The 15039-nt window shown below is 46.0% G+C and carries 12 protein-coding genes; 2 read left to right on the top strand and 10 right to left on the bottom strand.

Translation table 11 applies throughout. The features are described from left to right. The first annotated feature begins 118 nt into the window (after positions 1 to 118). Positions 119 to 952 (top strand): S1-like domain-containing RNA-binding protein, encoded by an 834-nt coding sequence (locus J7623_RS12740; RefSeq protein WP_291920674.1) that lies wholly within the window; start codon positions 119 to 121, stop codon positions 950 to 952. 96 nt (positions 953 to 1048) lie between these two features. Here the strand turns inward: J7623_RS12740 and J7623_RS12735 are convergent, their stop codons facing one another. From J7623_RS12735 to aspT, 7 genes are all read right to left on the bottom strand, one after another. Continuing rightward, positions 1049 to 2497: a hybrid sensor histidine kinase/response regulator gene (locus tag J7623_RS12735; protein WP_291920673.1), complete on the bottom strand. Its 1449-nt coding sequence runs from the start codon at positions 2495 to 2497 to the stop codon at positions 1049 to 1051. Between the two features lie 51 nt (positions 2498 to 2548). Continuing rightward, a complete protein-coding gene (locus tag J7623_RS12730) occupies positions 2549 to 3970 on the bottom strand; it encodes a DHA2 family efflux MFS transporter permease subunit (RefSeq protein ID WP_291920672.1) in 1422 nt (473 codons plus the stop codon). After that, positions 3967 to 4314 carry a hypothetical protein gene (locus J7623_RS12725; protein ID WP_291920671.1) on the bottom strand — a complete coding sequence of 116 codons (348 nt, stop codon included), beginning with the start codon at positions 4312 to 4314 and terminating at the stop codon, positions 3967 to 3969. The genes J7623_RS12730 and J7623_RS12725 overlap by 4 nt, the downstream gene beginning before the upstream one ends. Further along, entirely contained in the window at positions 4307 to 5254 is a 948-nt protein-coding gene (locus J7623_RS12720; RefSeq protein ID WP_291920670.1) for a J domain-containing protein, read from the bottom strand. Before J7623_RS12720 ends, J7623_RS12725 begins: the two co-directional genes overlap by 8 nt. Positions 5255 to 5378: 124 nt before the next feature. After that, positions 5379 to 6383 (bottom strand): glutaminase A, encoded by a 1005-nt coding sequence (gene glsA / locus J7623_RS12715; RefSeq protein WP_291920669.1) that lies wholly within the window; start codon positions 6381 to 6383, stop codon positions 5379 to 5381. Between the two features lie 26 nt (positions 6384 to 6409). Continuing rightward, positions 6410 to 7621 carry a DcaP family trimeric outer membrane transporter gene (locus J7623_RS12710; protein WP_291920668.1) on the bottom strand — a complete coding sequence of 404 codons (1212 nt, stop codon included), beginning with the start codon at positions 7619 to 7621 and terminating at the stop codon, positions 6410 to 6412. A 32-nt stretch (positions 7622 to 7653) separates the two neighbouring features. After that, positions 7654 to 9360 carry an aspartate-alanine antiporter gene (gene aspT / locus J7623_RS12705; RefSeq protein ID WP_291920667.1) on the bottom strand — a complete coding sequence of 569 codons (1707 nt, stop codon included), beginning with the start codon at positions 9358 to 9360 and terminating at the stop codon, positions 7654 to 7656. Between the two features lie 192 nt (positions 9361 to 9552). Here aspT and J7623_RS12700 point away from each other — a divergent pair, with 192 nt between their 5' ends. Beyond that, positions 9553 to 10941, top strand: a complete 1389-nt coding sequence (locus J7623_RS12700) for a glutamate decarboxylase (protein ID WP_291920666.1) — start codon at positions 9553 to 9555, stop codon at positions 10939 to 10941. On the opposite strand, the gene J7623_RS12695 is transcribed toward J7623_RS12700, so the two are convergent. The 3 genes from J7623_RS12695 to J7623_RS12685 all read right to left on the bottom strand — a co-directional run bounded on the left by J7623_RS12695 (position 10938) and on the right by J7623_RS12685 (position 15004). After that, positions 10938 to 11264, bottom strand: a complete 327-nt coding sequence (locus tag J7623_RS12695; protein ID WP_291920665.1) for a DUF6686 family protein — start codon at positions 11262 to 11264, stop codon at positions 10938 to 10940. The genes J7623_RS12700 and J7623_RS12695 overlap by 4 nt on opposite strands. A 235-nt stretch (positions 11265 to 11499) precedes the next feature. Further along, on the bottom strand, positions 11500 to 12360 hold the full coding sequence (locus J7623_RS12690; protein WP_291920664.1) for a DUF4249 domain-containing protein: 861 nt from the start codon (positions 12358 to 12360) through the stop codon (positions 11500 to 11502). A gap of 4 nt (positions 12361 to 12364) precedes the next feature. Further along, entirely contained in the window at positions 12365 to 15004 is a 2640-nt protein-coding gene (locus tag J7623_RS12685) for a TonB-dependent receptor (RefSeq protein ID WP_291920663.1), read from the bottom strand. Positions 15005 to 15039: the final 35 nt, after the last annotated feature.

The following is a 15039-nucleotide window of genomic DNA, read 5'->3' as shown; positions in this document are numbered from 1 at the left end:
TGCTCCCGGAATTACAGGTAACCAGTGAATCGCTGATGTTTACAAAAGTAAGCAGAATATGATTCTCGCAATCCGGCAATCTATAAGTAACTTGCACCCGGACTATTAATCGAATTTTATGATAAAGGTGGGTGAATACAACCTGTTAAGGGTAAAAAAAGAAGCTGATTTTGGTGTATACCTCGAAGGCATAGACCAGGAAATCCTGCTCCCAACAAGGTTTGTACCCAAGGGTACCCAAATAGGTGATGAACTGGAAGTTTTCCTCTATCACGACTCGGAAAACCGGTTGATTGCTACCACCCAGCGCCCCTTCGGCATTGTAGGCGATATTGTGCTGCTGAAAGCCGTAAGCGTCACCAAACAAGGCGCATTCCTCGACTGGGGTCTCATGAAAGACTTATTTGTAGCCACTTCCCAGCAATTAACCCGCATGGCGCCCGGCCAGGAATACCTGGTGAAAATATACATCGATGAACAAACCGGCCGTCTCGCTGCCACCGAAAAAATTGACCGGTTCCTCAGCAATGAAAACCTTACCGTACAGGAAAAAGAGGCCGTTGACCTGGTCATCTACCGCCGTACTGACATCGGCTACGTGGCCATCATCAACAACCAGCACACCGGCATCCTCCACCACAACGAAATTTTCCGCCCGCTCGAAATCGGCGATAAAATGAAAGGCTTCGTTCGCCAGATCAAAGAAGATAAAATAGACCTGATCATCGGCAAACCCGGCTTCGGAAGAGTAGAAGATGAAGCGGAAAAAATTATGCGCCTGCTCGAAGAAAATAATGGCTACCTGCCCTACCATGATAAATCTACACCGGAAGAAATCCAGGAGTTCTTTGGTATGAGCAAAAAGACCTTTAAAATGACAATAGGTAACTTATATAAACAGCGGAAAATCACTTTTACACAAACAGGGATTAAAGCGGAAGAAAGCCTCTAGCAGTTAGCTGTTAGCAATTAGCTTTTAGCTTTTAGCAAAATGCAGCGGAGAACATATAGTATATGACCTCCGCTGCATTTTGCTAAAAGCTAAAAGCTAACTGCTAACAGCTATCGGAAAACTGATCACAAAACTAGTCCCTTCTCCCAGCTTACTCTCTACTGCAATATTGCCATGGTGCTGCAAAATAATATTCTGTGTGGCCGTAAGCCCCAACCCCGTTCCCTTGGTTTTATTCGTAAAAAACGGTTCGAATAATTTTGCCAGGTTCTGCTCAGAAATACCACTACCGTTATCGGATATACGAACAAATACCCGTTCTGCTTCCTGCCAGGAGGCAATGCTCAACCGGCCTTCACCGGCTTTCATCGCTTCAATACCATTGATAATAATATTCAGCAACGCAATGAGTATTTTATCTTCATCTGCCAAAATCATACAATCTGGCTGGGAGAGCTGTTGTATGACAGCAATATTGTTTAGTTGCAGGCGATCCGCAGCCAGGTGCAATGCCTTTTCCAGCAATACATTCAATCCAACTGGCAGCATATTCAACTCCGTCATGCGCGTAGATTGCAGCAGCTCTGTTACCAGGTGATTAATCCGGTGACAATTACGTTCCATGATATCCAGGTATAACTGGGCATCTTCTGTTTCTGCTACCGGCTCCATTTTAAGCTGGGAAACGGCCAGCAATATATTCGTGAGTGGGTTCCGTACCTCGTGGGCAATTAAGCGGGCAATGCGGCCGGTAATAGCGAATTTTTCCTGTTGTTGCTTCTCCCGCTCTTTGCGTTTACGGGCCGTAATATCCTGGATGATGCATAAATACAGTTGCTTCTTCTCGTCCAGCAGGGAAGCATTGATCATCACATCCAACTGCTGCCCGGTTTTGCTGCGGAACATATACTCTTTTTGCACTACACCTTCTTCTTTGCAAAGTTGATCGAGGAAGTCCCTGATCACTTGCTCCTCTGCAAACAACCCCTGCAAATGGCTGTTGTACAGCTCATCTTCCGGGTATTTCAATACATTCAGGGCGGCTGGATTAGCCGCTACTATTTTATGTTCGCAATCTGCGAGGATAATAAGGTCATTGGATTTTTCGAAGATGCTGAAATACCTTTTTTCACTTTTTTCAATTGCCTGCAGGTGATTGAATTTATCCAGGGTATAGCGGATGGCTCTTTCCAGCAGGGCGGCGGTAATTTCACTTTTTACCAGGTAATCAGCGGCTCCGGCCTGCATCGCTTCTTTATCGATGTGGTAGTCGCCCTTTCCGGTAAACAAAATAACCGGGGCTTTATATCCCAGATTGCGGAAATGATGCAACACATCAATCCCCGTATGTGCCCCCAGGCGGTAGTCTACCAGGTAAAGATCATGTGCACGCGCTTCTATGGCCAGCAACCCCTGCTTATAGGAAGAAACCCACTGAAGTACATATTGATCGGGGGAAATGTCCTGTAATAGCGAGTTTACCAGGAAAAAATCATCTTCATCATCATCAATCATCAAAATATGCTTCTTGCCAGTTGTTGCCATAAATACCAAAAAAGTTCAGGAAGGTCGTCCAATAATCATGCAGGAAAAAAATCATGTATCAATATGGGTGTCCACATCTTTGAGGGCTACATTCCGCCGGGGCAGGAACCATGCGGGAATCAGGGTGACCAGCAATATTATCAGGGAGATATGAAATCCTTCCCGCAACGCCAGGTGATGCGCAGGCATATTCGCCATACCTTCCATTACATGCCGGTTATAAGCTGCCTGCGTAACAATGGCCAGCACCGCAATACCAATAGCGCCTCCTACCTGCTGCATTAAGGTACTGATGGAAGAAGCCATAGTCACCTCGCTTGGCCTGACCGCACTCAAAGTAGCGGCATTCAGCGGTGCCAGTAACAACCCCATTCCTATGCCCCGCACTATCATGGTCACAATAACCGCATTAAGGCTGCTACCCCGGTCCAGCCGGGCAAACAGGTACATAGACAAAGCCAGCAATATAATCGCAACGATAGAAATTTCACGGGAACCATGCTTATCAGACCACTTCCCTGCAAAAGGCATCAACGCTGCCATAAAAACAGAGTTAGGTAATATCAGCAAACCAGAGACCCCTTCTGAAAACCCCATCTGTTCCTGCAAAAGGAAGGGCATGAGGAAAAGTCCGCCAAACAATGCAGCCGCGCGGGAAATAGTGACGAGGATACAACTCACAAAAGAATAATTGGTAAACAATGCGAGGTCCATAATGGGAGCCTTTATGCGCCTGTCTATCCATATAAATACAGCCAATGCTACAAAGGCTATCCCCAGTGTAATTAATATTTCGGGAGAAGTAATACCTACTACTTCTGCCCGCGCAATACCGTACTGTAAACATACCAGGAAGATGGTCAGCACCACAAAACCGGTAAGATCAAAAGGCAGCTTCAGCTTCGCCTGCTTGCGCAAGACGCCCAGGTACTGAAAAGCCAGTGCCACCGTGAGTATACCAATAGGCAGGTTAATATAAAAGATGGAAGGCCAGCCAAATTTTTCGGTGAGGATACCTCCCAGCGTAGGGCCCAGCGCGGGGCCTACCAGGTTACCCAATCCCCACCAGCCTAATACGGTTCCCCGGACCCTGGCGGGAAATACATAGGAGATGATGGCCATGGAAGTGGGTGCCATGGCGCCGCCACCGAGAGCTTGCACTACACGCCCTACCAACAGGGAATTCAAACTGGTAGACAATGCACACATCAGCGACCCCAACGTAAAAAGAGAAATAGCGCCGATATAGAGATTAAAAAAACCGATCCTGTTCTTCAGCCAGTTAGTCAGCGGCATCAGCACAGAAAAACTAAGCATGTATACCGTAATCACCCATTCTATTTCCGACAGCGTACAGTTAAACTGCCTGCTCATAACGGGAAGGGATATATTAACAATACTGGAATCTATGCCGGCCATCGTAGTGCCCATAATGACCACTATCAGGATACCGGTCCGGTTGATATCTCTCATACCCGGTCTTTCATCATAAAAATCAACTGTGCTTTAGCCACAAAAGGATTCAACGGATTACAATTTATCATGAACAGGTAGGTAGCCAGCTCCGATAACTGCCAGTCGGTAGTTAATTCGCCATCCTTAAAACAATACACTTTCTTGAAATTAAAGTCCACCGGGATATTTAATGCCGCACAGGCGTGCATCGCTCTATCCAATGGCTCCTGTTCCATACCGGACTGACCGTAGCCAAGTTCCTTCATGATTTCACTGGCAGTATATAACAGCTTCGGGTTATTCAACTGTGAAATACGCTCAGTAGATATCACTTCTTCCAGGTAATCAAAAAGTTTAAGCATGGCCATTCTCATTTAATTGTGAAAGTTGCTGAAACAGTTCTTTTTCCTTTTCGGAAAGATTTGTTGGTATATGTACAATTGCTTTGATGTATAGATCCCCTGCACTACCACTATTATCGTAAGCAGGCATTCCTTTTCCTTTTAAGCGAAATACTTTCCCGCTGTCTGTACCTGCCGGAATGTTCATGTTCAGGCTGGCACCCGGTGTATTTACGGTTTGCTTACCTCCCAGGATAGCGGTATACAAAGGTAAGGCCAGATCGGTGTAAATATCCTGTCCTTTTAATTCAAATAACGGATGCGGAGCCAGTTGTATGGTGATCAGCAAATCTCCACTGGTACCGCCTTGCCGGCCGGGACTGCCTTTCCCTTTTAAACGGATCACCTGTCCTTCATATAAGCCGGGCTTCAGCTTAATATTCAACCGGCTGCCATTAACCTCTACCTGCCGGGTAGCGCCGTTATACGCATCTTCCAACGATACCTCCATAGTAGCCTGTACATCCCGGCCACGGCCAGGCCCCTGTTGCTGCCGGCGCCCACCGCCTGAAAAACGGCTGCCAAAAAGCTGTTCAAAGAAATCGGAGAAACCCTCACCACCGCCGCCGCCAAACATATCTTCCATATTGCCGCTGCCATAGGAACGTGTGCGGCCCTGCCCGCCTCCATATTGCGACCAGTCATAATCTTCCGGCCTGCCGCCGTGTTGTTCGTAGTACTTGTAGTTTTCCCCAAACTGGTCATATTTCTTCCGCTTCTCCGGATCACTCAGTACCTCATATGCTTCGTTGATTTCTTTAAATTTATCTTCCGCGACTTTATTATCCGGATTCTTGTCCGGATGATATTTAACCGCCAGTTTGCGATAGGCTTTCTTTATTTGTTCAGCTGTTGCCGCTTTCTCTACTCCCAGCACCTTGTAATAATCCTTTACGTCCATAGTTCTAAAACATGTTAAGATGATAACTTGTTTTATGAATTTACGAATTAACCGCGAAAAAAAATTGGTGAACAGCAACCGGAATCCCGGTACCGTTCACCAATTGGCAATACAAATACTATTCTTACCTCCCCAGGTACACGTTGGCCGACAGCTTGTCTGCAATATATTTAATGGCTGTCTGCGCCCGAACGCTGTTGCCCGCTTTATCCAATGGGGGAGAAAAAACAGCAACCCCGAATTCTCCGGGAAATACGGAAATAATGCCGCCGCCCACACCACTTTTACTGGGTAACCCAACCCGGAACATCCAGTCACCGGTAGTTTCATACAACCCGGTAGTTCCCATAATCGCCAATACTTTGGGAACATATTGCGCTCTCAGCAAGCGCTCCCGGGTAATTGGATTCACGCCCCCATTTGCCAGCGTACCCGCCATGATCCCAATATCCCGGGTATTCACCCCGTAAGAACATTGTTTGGTATAAAAATCACAGGCATAAACAGGATCGTCGTACATGTATCCATACGATTTCAGCAACATGGCAATGGCTTTGTTATGCTCATTGGTAGCGGCCTCCGACTGATATAGTTCATCCAGCACCGTTAGGTTACGGCCAGCAAACCGTGCAAAGTATTCATTCACTTTATTCCAGGCATCCGCATGTCCAAAATGACTGGTCAGCAAGCTGGTAGTAGCCATGGCGCCTGCATTCACCAAAGGATTGGAGGGCTTCTGCCCGTTTAATTCAATTGCGGGTACCGAGTTAAACGGCAACCCCGTTTGGTCGGCTCCTATTTTCTGAAGAATAACGCTATCCCCGAAAATATCCATTGCCATACACAGGGTAAATACTTTCTCGATAGATTCAATACCAAATTCAAACTTCGTTTCACCCACCTGGTATACCTTTCCATCAGCTGTTACCAGTACGATACCATACAAATCAGAGTTTACTTTATCCAGGTAAGGAATGTAATCCGCATTATGTCCGCTCTTCTCATTTTTATATAAATTAAATGCTTCGTTGATAACGGTATTATAATCAACCGGCCTTGCGCGTTGCTGAGCATCCGTACCAGTTATCCCTACCGCCAGCAACAGGAATAATGCAATAATTGTTTTCATGGTGTATGATTTTTTTAGGCAGATGATCAGAATTTGAAAAAAGCGCTGAACTGCGCCCGTACATCTTCCCCGGAAGTATTATCACGATTTTCCCGCTTGCCATATAATACCTCGCCTGCAATTTTAAAGAAACCCGTGAAGTAGTAGGTCATATTGTAAGATGCGTAATGCGTGGTCTTTATTGCTGTAGCAGGCATCGCCAGGTCGGGCGTATTTAACTGCAGATAGCCGTACCCGATAGTAGAGCCCAGGCTTTTGGTCCAGAAGTGGTCAAAGTATAACCAGGTAGCCAGCATATTAATATTCTTGAGCCCTTTATCACTAGCGAAAGCATCATATCCTTGCCCGCTGATATCTTCACTATATTTCGCATAGCCGCTGCCGTAGGCAAACTGAAATTTCACATCGTCGTTTTTACCGATGTTAATATTACCCGAGAAGTTGAATGCGCCGCCAATATCTGTCTTATTGTCCTTATCTGCGTTCTGATAATCCATAGGATGCATTAAACCAGACAATCGTACATGGCTGGCGTTCTTCTCACCAAAGTTCTTTTGGAAAGCGAGCGTTACATCCGGAAAATTTGTTCTGCTTTTCCAGGTAGATGGAATAGATAAATCGCCACCCGGTTGTTCTGCAGCTGCGGAGAACTTCATAGAAGCACCTACCTGTTGTGTAAAACGTAACTGGATCTGCCGTGTCCACACATAGGAGTTAGGGCCCCAATAGTCCATGATGTTGGGCCAGTTGTCGTCGTCCATAAAGTTACTCCAGTATTGTCCGAACGTCCATTTACCATGTTGAATATAGGCGTGACGCAACCTGGGCGAACCATTCAGGCTCCCCCATAAATCAAATTCCAGCACCGCTTTTAATGCACGCCCTTTGTAATCCGGCGCACCATAGGCCGTGAAAGCAAACCGCGATTGCCGTACCGAAAATGCGGTATTACCTGCAGTAACACCAGGCACTGTAATAGTGGATGGCTGCATTGCATGGATGTTGCCGATTTCCATGAAGTCGTGGATAAAATCCGCCTGTACGTAGCCACTGAACTGCAGGCGAATGCCTTTTACATCTGTAAACAGAAATCCCTGGTACTTCCCTCCCTCAATCATATTACGGGTTAATCCCTTACCATTCTCAATGGTATCTGACTGCGCCACGGCCTGCGAACAAGCAAAAGCAGGTATAATAACGTAAACGAGTATACGTAAATAACGGGTAGATGTGCTCATCAATATATCACTGATTTATGATGAAATATTTTTTACGTCATCAATATCACAATGACGACGCCCCAGATAATCAACAGCGTATTACCTACAGCATACGTGATGGTATAACCCAGGGAAGGGAGATTACTCTGGACTTCTTCCTGTATAGCGGAAAGCGCAGCAGTAGTGGTTCTGGCGCCGGCCGTACAACCCAGCACCAACGCCGGATGAAATTTAAAAATATACCTCGCCATTAGCACCCCCGCCAACAGCGGAATAGAAGTAGCTGCAATACCTACTAAAAACAATCCCCAGCCCACTTCTTTGAAACCCGCCACAAAACTGGGTCCGGCGGTAATGCCTACTACTGCAATAAAGGTGTTCAATCCCACATTATTCATCACCCACAATGCAGGCTCCGGAATCCGCCCGAACGCAGGATGCCGGGAACGCAGCCACCCAAATACCAGCCCCATAATCAGGGCGCCGCCACTGGTGCTTAAACTGAGCGGCACGCCGCCTACTCGAATACTCATGGCACCTATCAGGCCACCCAATACAATACCTAATCCCACAAAAATCATATCTGTTTTATCTGTAGGAATATCGGCATATCCAATATGTGATACAGCTTTATCCATCTCTCTCTTATATCCTACCAACTGTATATTATCTCCCCTTTCCAGCACGGCTTCCGGATACACCGGCAAGCTGATACCCGCGCGCCGTATGCTTTGTACGGGAATACCATGCATATAATCCATGGTCCGAAGTTCCTTCACGGTTTTACCAATCACTTCTTTATTAATAACGAATACCATTACATTTTCCACCGGGAAATTCAATAGGTCTATGTCTACAATCTCCTTGCCTATGCCTTGCTCTTCGCCAAGAATGAATTCCCTGCGGCCACTCAACACCATCTCATCTCCTGCCTGTATCACATAATCCGCATCTGGCGCCATTATCTTCTTATCCTTTGCCTGGCGAATACGCTCCACAAACAAACGATGATCACGCGCTATTAACTCCGCTTCCAGTTGTTGTACCGTTTTCCCTGCGGCAATAGAAGTACTGTCAATCTGGTAAGCACGAAAAGTGACTGAAATAAAAGCAGAACGCATCCCCGGATCCTGTGTGGGATCTCCGGCTCCCATGGTTTTCTCCAGCTCCTTACAGGCTGCCCGGACTTTCTCTATTCCCCCCATCATCATCGGTGCAATGCTGGACAACAGCCATGCAGAACCAGCAGTGCCAAAAATATAAGTCACCGCATAACATACCGGCATCGCATTTATCATCAGTTGCTTCTGATCCGGCGTTAGATTTACCTGGTTAATGGTATCTGCTGCCACACCCATCACAGCAGATATCGTTTGAGAACCGGCAATCAGGCCGGCTGCCTGTCCTACGTTGTAACCGGCCATCAGCGACAGTAACCACGGGGCTACCAGGCAAACCACGCACATCAGCGCCGCAAATAATACCTGCGGCAATCCATCTTTTTTAAGGCCACGAAAAAACTGCGGCCCCACACTATAGCCTACGGCAAATAAAAACATCAGGAAGAAGACTGACTTTACATTAGCAGATACCTGTATATCCATCTGCCCAACTAATACACCCATTAACAAAACACCGGTTACGGATCCTAACGAAAACTTACCTATCCGTAAACTGCCTATAAAATAGCCGGACGCCAATGTAAGAAATACGGCCAGCTCAGGGTATTCCTGGAATGTGTGATGTAACCAATTCATGTATATCTGGATTATAAACGAACGGAAATGATCCTGATTTCGATCGTAATAGGTAACACCAGTCTTTCCTCATTTGTTCAATCCCCATGAATTTAACGGCAACACAATGATTTTTCTGACGTCGTTGAACAAGTGCGTCATCCGGTTGTTAGACAACAAAAAAGAATTTTCTAACAATTAAGCCATGTTGTTATGCCTTTATTCTTCAGGAAAAAAGAGAATGAAAATTCCCGCTTAGGGCTGTATGCCTCTGCAGACAGTAAAGAGAGCATCCCTAAATACAAAATGCCCGCCGACGCACAAGACATGCGTACCGTGTATCACCTGGTACATGATGAACTAATGCTGGATGGCAACTCCAGGATGAACCTGGCCACCTTCTGTCAAACCTGGCTGGATGAATATGTACATAAACTGATGGATGAATGTTTGGATAAAAACATGATCGATAAAGATGAATATCCGCAAACTGCCGAGATTGAAAACAGGTGTGTGCATATCCTGGCGGATTTATTCAATGCCCCGGAAAGCGCTACTACTATGGGTTGCAGCACCACTGGTTCCAGTGAAGCTGCCATGCTGGGTGGACTTGCCTTAAAATGGCAATGGCGTAAAAGAAGAGAAAAGGAAGGTAAATCAACCGATAAACCCAATCTCATTTGTGGCGCCGTACAGGTGTGCTGGCATAAATTCGCGCGGTACTTCGATGTAGAGCTGCGGGAAGTAGGCATGGAACATGGCCGCTATAATTTAACCCCTGAAAAAGTACTGGAGCTGGCAGATGAAAATACCATTGGCGTAGTACCCACGTTTGGTGTTACCTTCACGCTGATGTATGAACCGGTAGCAGAAATTGCCAAAGCGCTGGATAAACTGCAGCAGGAAAAAGGCTGGGATATTCCAATCCATGTAGACGGCGCCAGCGGCGCATTCATTGCCCCATTTGTAAGCCCTGACCTGGTTTGGGATTTCCGCATTCCAAGGGTAAAGTCTATCAATGCTTCCGGTCATAAATATGGCCTTAGCCCTTTGGGAGTAGGTTGGGTAATATGGCGGGAGAAGGAAGACCTCCCGGAAGACCTCATTTTCCGCGTAGATTATCTCGGTGGCGATATGCCTACATTTGCCCTGAATTTCTCCAGGCCCGGCGGACAAATAGTAGCGCAATACTATAATCTTTTACGCCATGGCCGGGAAGGATACAAGAAGCTACAACAGGCCTGCCTGGACCATGCCGCTTACATTGCGGAAGCCATCGAAAAGCTGGGGCACTTCGACATTCTCTATAATGGTAAGGGTGGCCTGCCCGGTGCCTGCTGGACTTTAAAACCCGGAGATCATGGTTTCAGCCTGTACGACATTTCCGATAAAATCCGCTCCCGTGGCTGGCAAATCGCGTCCTATCCACTCACCGGCGATGCGAAGGATATTATAGTGCAACGGGTATTGATACGTCACGGATTTAGCCGGGATATGGCAGATATGCTTATTGAAGACTACACCCGTTGTGTACATTTCTTCGAAGAAAATCCGGTAAGAAAACCGCTGACACAAAAAGAAGGAGGCGGATTCCATCACTAATCCGCAGCCGCAATTTCCAGGATATTGTAAGTATCCAGCAATGCCTGTACTTCCGCGGTCATATTAGCTAATGCCTGTATTTCAGCAGGTGTTACCAGCATCATCACATGATCGGCCGGCAAAGGCAAACAAATTAACTTTTCGTTTTCTGTTGCATAACAGTGGTCATCCGCCAACCGGGTGACCATTTTTTTGAAACACTCAAACTCTGTGACATCAAGGTTAACAACCGTGGTACCAAATGCAAGCTGAATGCCTTTGCAATGAGGACAGCGGATCACATATCCTGCCGCCCCATGATATAATGTCTGGTAATTACACATGGGCCTGTGGGTTTGTGCCTACAGCGGCCTTTCAGGCCGCCGTCAGGACTTAATTCATCACTCTATTATCTACCTGAATTTTGCGGTACAAACAACAGATGTATTTATGCATAGCTAAATACGCCGGGGTATGATGCAAATGTAAAACAGGAAAAACAGGAGGAATGCTCGAATCAGGAAAATGAGTTACGCAAAAGGGAAAACTATCGGCTCAGGCAAAATAGCCACTACCGGACTATTCAACTTTAAAAGTGAGTTTTTGAGTATTGATACCGCCAACAATGCCATAACCATTAGTGACATTTGTATATACACGCACAGGATTACGAACTGCCATATTACCATTTTCCTTTTGAGCAGTCATAGTGCGGAAATAATCATAAGTAGCACGGGTGAGTACGCTTACTTCCACGGTTACCTGGCTCGGGCCCGGAATAGGATCCACTGTTTGCAATACAAAGTTCACATCTTTACCATTAAAGCGCTCATCGTTCATCACCAGGCTGTTGTAACTGCTTTTAGTGAAAAAGTCTACCAGGTTATTATTGAATGCCGGATCCAGCCCGAAAAGCAGGTAAGTTCCCTGCCCACCATTTTCATTGGTTATATAAATACGAATCCGGTAATAGTTACCCGGAGCGGGATCATCTTTTAAAGTAAACAGTACCCGGTTGCTATTGCGCTGTGCACTTGCATTTTTTGCCAGCGGAGCTGCCGGCAGTGTATCCGTTGCCGTTACTGCTGTGAGCCCTGGCGCCTGTACCTGTACAGTGTACTGCTGGCCTCTCACGGCTTTTTCTGTAGAAACAAAATAAGAGAGTCCTTTAATAACCTGTACCTGGGGAGCAGGCAACGTTACGCCATTGGCGGTGATAATAACCGCACTGCCGGGGATATCTTTATAACCACTATCATCCAGCATATTGGAAGGAATACTACGGGTTACCCGCACATAGATTACACTATCCGGTTGTATTAAAGTATTCAGTACTATTTTATCGCCTTCATAAGGCATTTGAATTTCCACCCGTTTAGTACATGCATTTAAAAGCATGACTAACAGTACCGTACCTACGAAAAAATATTGTCTGCGCATCTCTTTAAAATTTAATAGCGTATGTAATACTCGGTAATATGGGTAAAATGGTAACCTGCGTCAGGTATCGCTTCTTTTCGGCCGCATCTTCATCAATGGTATAAAAGAAGGGATTTCTCCGGTTATATACATTGAATATGCTGAAGTTCCAGCTTCTGCTCCAATGCTTTTTCTGTTTAGTATGTGTAAAGCCAATATCCAGCCGGTGTACATCTGCACCGCGGTAATTATTCCAGTTGTTATAACGATCAATGGAAGTATTACCAGATCCGGGATCCCAGGGCGAAGCGCCACCAATACCGCTGTAACTGGATACCGGCAATGTAATGGGGGTACCGGAGTTATAATGCCAGGAAGCAGAGAAATCCCAGTGTTTTCCCAGGCGCTGCATCAATACCAATTCAATATCGTGACGGTGATCGTATTTATAGGGATAAATTTCATCGTTATTCACGCCGGGAAAACGGCGGGTAGACCAGGACAAGGTATAACCCAGCCATCCGGTAGTAGTTCCTTTTCTTTTCTGCAGCATCACTTCCGCTCCATAACTCCAGCCTTTACCTATGGTTACATTTTCATCCCAGCGCGGCTGGAACTGATTAATGGTATTATTCTCCTTACTTTCAATCATGTTGTGCATAGACTTGAAATAGCCTTCCAGCGAACATTCATACTTGCCATTCAGCGATGTTTTAGCCACTCCCAGTGTTACCTGTTTGGAAAACATAGGTGCTACACGTTGGGTGGAAGGTACCCATATATCTGTTGGCAGCGTGGTACCATTGCTGGATAGCAGGTGAATATACTGGTTCATATGCGTATAGGCAGCTTTCAATGCCCAGTTACGTGCCAGCATGTAACGCAGGCCCAGACGGGGTTGTATAGAATGATAAAAGCGATGCTGCACCATAAATGCAGAGGCGTGTACACCTATGTTGACATACAAATCAGGCCGTAGTTGCCAGTCGTCTTCGGCATAAGCCGATAATTCAGCACCTGTCACCCGCATCGCCGTTGCCAGCGTATCCAATGGCTTTACCGGGCTTGCTTTATCCCGGAAAGAGGAACTACCTGGCTTGAAATAATGCAGCGTAGTAATGGCGCCAAATCGTATAGAATGTCTTGGGTCAGGCCTAAAATCAAAATCAATTCTACCGCCACTGTTCTCCATCAGCGACTTATATCGCCCGTATACATCCGAGAGCTCTCCGGAAGCAGCAATCACCGCTTTTTGTTCGTACTGTGTAAAAAAGGCGTATTGTGAAAAGCTGAGGGTAACATTAGAAAACAAACGGGGACCGTAAATATGGTTCCAACGCAATGCGGCTATAGTATTCCCCCAACCCAGCTGAAATTTACTGCTCTCCGTATTAAATTTCGCAGGGTCGTTAGAGTTAGTACTGTCTATAGGTGTTTGCTTTAACAAAAGCTGATCCTCTCCTTTATAAAAACTCAGGAATATTCGGTCTTTAGCAGAAAAAATATGATTCACTTTTGCATTGATATCATAAAAATATGCCCTAAAATTTCCACCACTGCCCATCTCATTTTCAGCTCGCAGGGCTGCATTCAATATCAAATCGGGGTAAGAGCGGCGGGCCGATACTACAAAAGATGTTTTATTTTTCACGATAGGTCCTTCCACATTAAATTTGGCGGCAATTAATCCGAGAGAAACATCGCCATGATAGCTATTCATATCCCCTTCTTTCATTGCAATATCTACCACAGAAGATAAGCGGCCGCCGAAGCGTGCCGGGAATGCGCCTTTATACAGGTCGGTTGTTTTTACCACGTTGGCATTCACCAACGAATACACCCCAAAGAAATGCGAGAAATTAAAGATAGGCGTGCCATCCATCAACACCAGGTTTTGATCCGGGCTGCCACCTCTGACATATAATCCGCCGGCGCCTTCCATTCCTCCGCTAACGCCGGGCATAGACTGCAGGGTGCGCATCACATCTACTTCTCCGAGGAGCTGTGGCATCGCCTGTAAGTCGGTAGCAGATAACTTTACCCGGCTCATCTGCGTTTGCTCCTGCAGCTTAATTTGTTCTTTGGCGCTGATGACCACTTCTTTCAGACTACCAACAGGCTGTAAAGCAACATTGAGCAGTTGATCTCCTTTTTGACGGATGGGCTGTATATGTGGTTCATACCCGATGTAAGTTATTACCAGGCTGTTGGAATCCTTTACAGTAGTTAAACTAAAAAAACCATATTGATTGGTGGTGGTACCCTGTTTGAGGGCAGGGGAGTATATGGTGGCGCCAATCAGGCTTTCTCCGCTTATGGCATCTTTTATATAGCCGCTGATAGTGCGGGTAGTACGCTGATCGGGCAATAGCACAATCTGTTCACCTACACGGGTAAACCGGATGTCATCGGGGGCAAATACTTCTTCCAGTACTTTCTTTAAGCGCTGGCTACGGGCTGTTAACGTAATCTTCCGGGATAAGTTGACAAGTTCTCTACTATATGAAAAATGAATGCCATATTCTTTTTCCAGCAATCCACACACCTTTTCTATGGGCTGATCCTTTACTATTACGGTTACTCTTGTTTGCCAGTCCCACGCAAAAACAGATAGTGGGAAACATAATATAAATATTCCCGTCAGCAGTTTTCCGGCTAACGACATAGTGTCCTGAATTGAAAGGGTGACAGGTAGCTTTT

It is taken from the genome of Chitinophaga sp. (assembly GCF_017745275.1).
Lineage (GTDB): Bacteria > Bacteroidota > Bacteroidia > Chitinophagales > Chitinophagaceae > Chitinophaga.
Note: the sequence above shows the minus strand (reverse complement) of the source record. Positions and strands in the feature narration are given on the sequence as shown.

Excerpts from the sequence above, each read along its gene's own strand:
- J7623_RS12720 (WP_291920670.1), bottom strand. The coding sequence starts at position 5,254 with ATGGACGTAAAGGATTATTACAAGGTGCTGGGAGTAGAGAAAGCGGCA.
- aspT (WP_291920667.1), bottom strand. The coding sequence starts at position 9,360 with ATGAATTGGTTACATCACACATTCCAGGAATACCCTGAGCTGGCCGTA.
- J7623_RS12735 (WP_291920673.1), bottom strand. The coding sequence starts at position 2,497 with ATGGCAACAACTGGCAAGAAGCATATTTTGATGATTGATGATGATGAA.
- J7623_RS12730 (WP_291920672.1), bottom strand. The coding sequence starts at position 3,970 with ATGAGAGATATCAACCGGACCGGTATCCTGATAGTGGTCATTATGGGC.
- J7623_RS12700 (WP_291920666.1), top strand. The coding sequence starts at position 9,553 with ATGCCTTTATTCTTCAGGAAAAAAGAGAATGAAAATTCCCGCTTAGGG.
- glsA (WP_291920669.1), bottom strand. The coding sequence starts at position 6,383 with ATGAAAACAATTATTGCATTATTCCTGTTGCTGGCGGTAGGGATAACT.
- J7623_RS12690 (WP_291920664.1), bottom strand. The coding sequence starts at position 12,360 with ATGCGCAGACAATATTTTTTCGTAGGTACGGTACTGTTAGTCATGCTT.
- J7623_RS12695 (WP_291920665.1), bottom strand. The coding sequence starts at position 11,264 with ATGTGTAATTACCAGACATTATATCATGGGGCGGCAGGATATGTGATC.
- J7623_RS12710 (WP_291920668.1), bottom strand. The coding sequence starts at position 7,621 with ATGAGCACATCTACCCGTTATTTACGTATACTCGTTTACGTTATTATA.
- J7623_RS12725 (WP_291920671.1), bottom strand. The coding sequence starts at position 4,314 with ATGCTTAAACTTTTTGATTACCTGGAAGAAGTGATATCTACTGAGCGT.
- J7623_RS12685 (WP_291920663.1), bottom strand. The coding sequence starts at position 15,004 with ATGTCGTTAGCCGGAAAACTGCTGACGGGAATATTTATATTATGTTTC.
- J7623_RS12740 (WP_291920674.1), top strand. The coding sequence starts at position 119 with ATGATAAAGGTGGGTGAATACAACCTGTTAAGGGTAAAAAAAGAAGCT.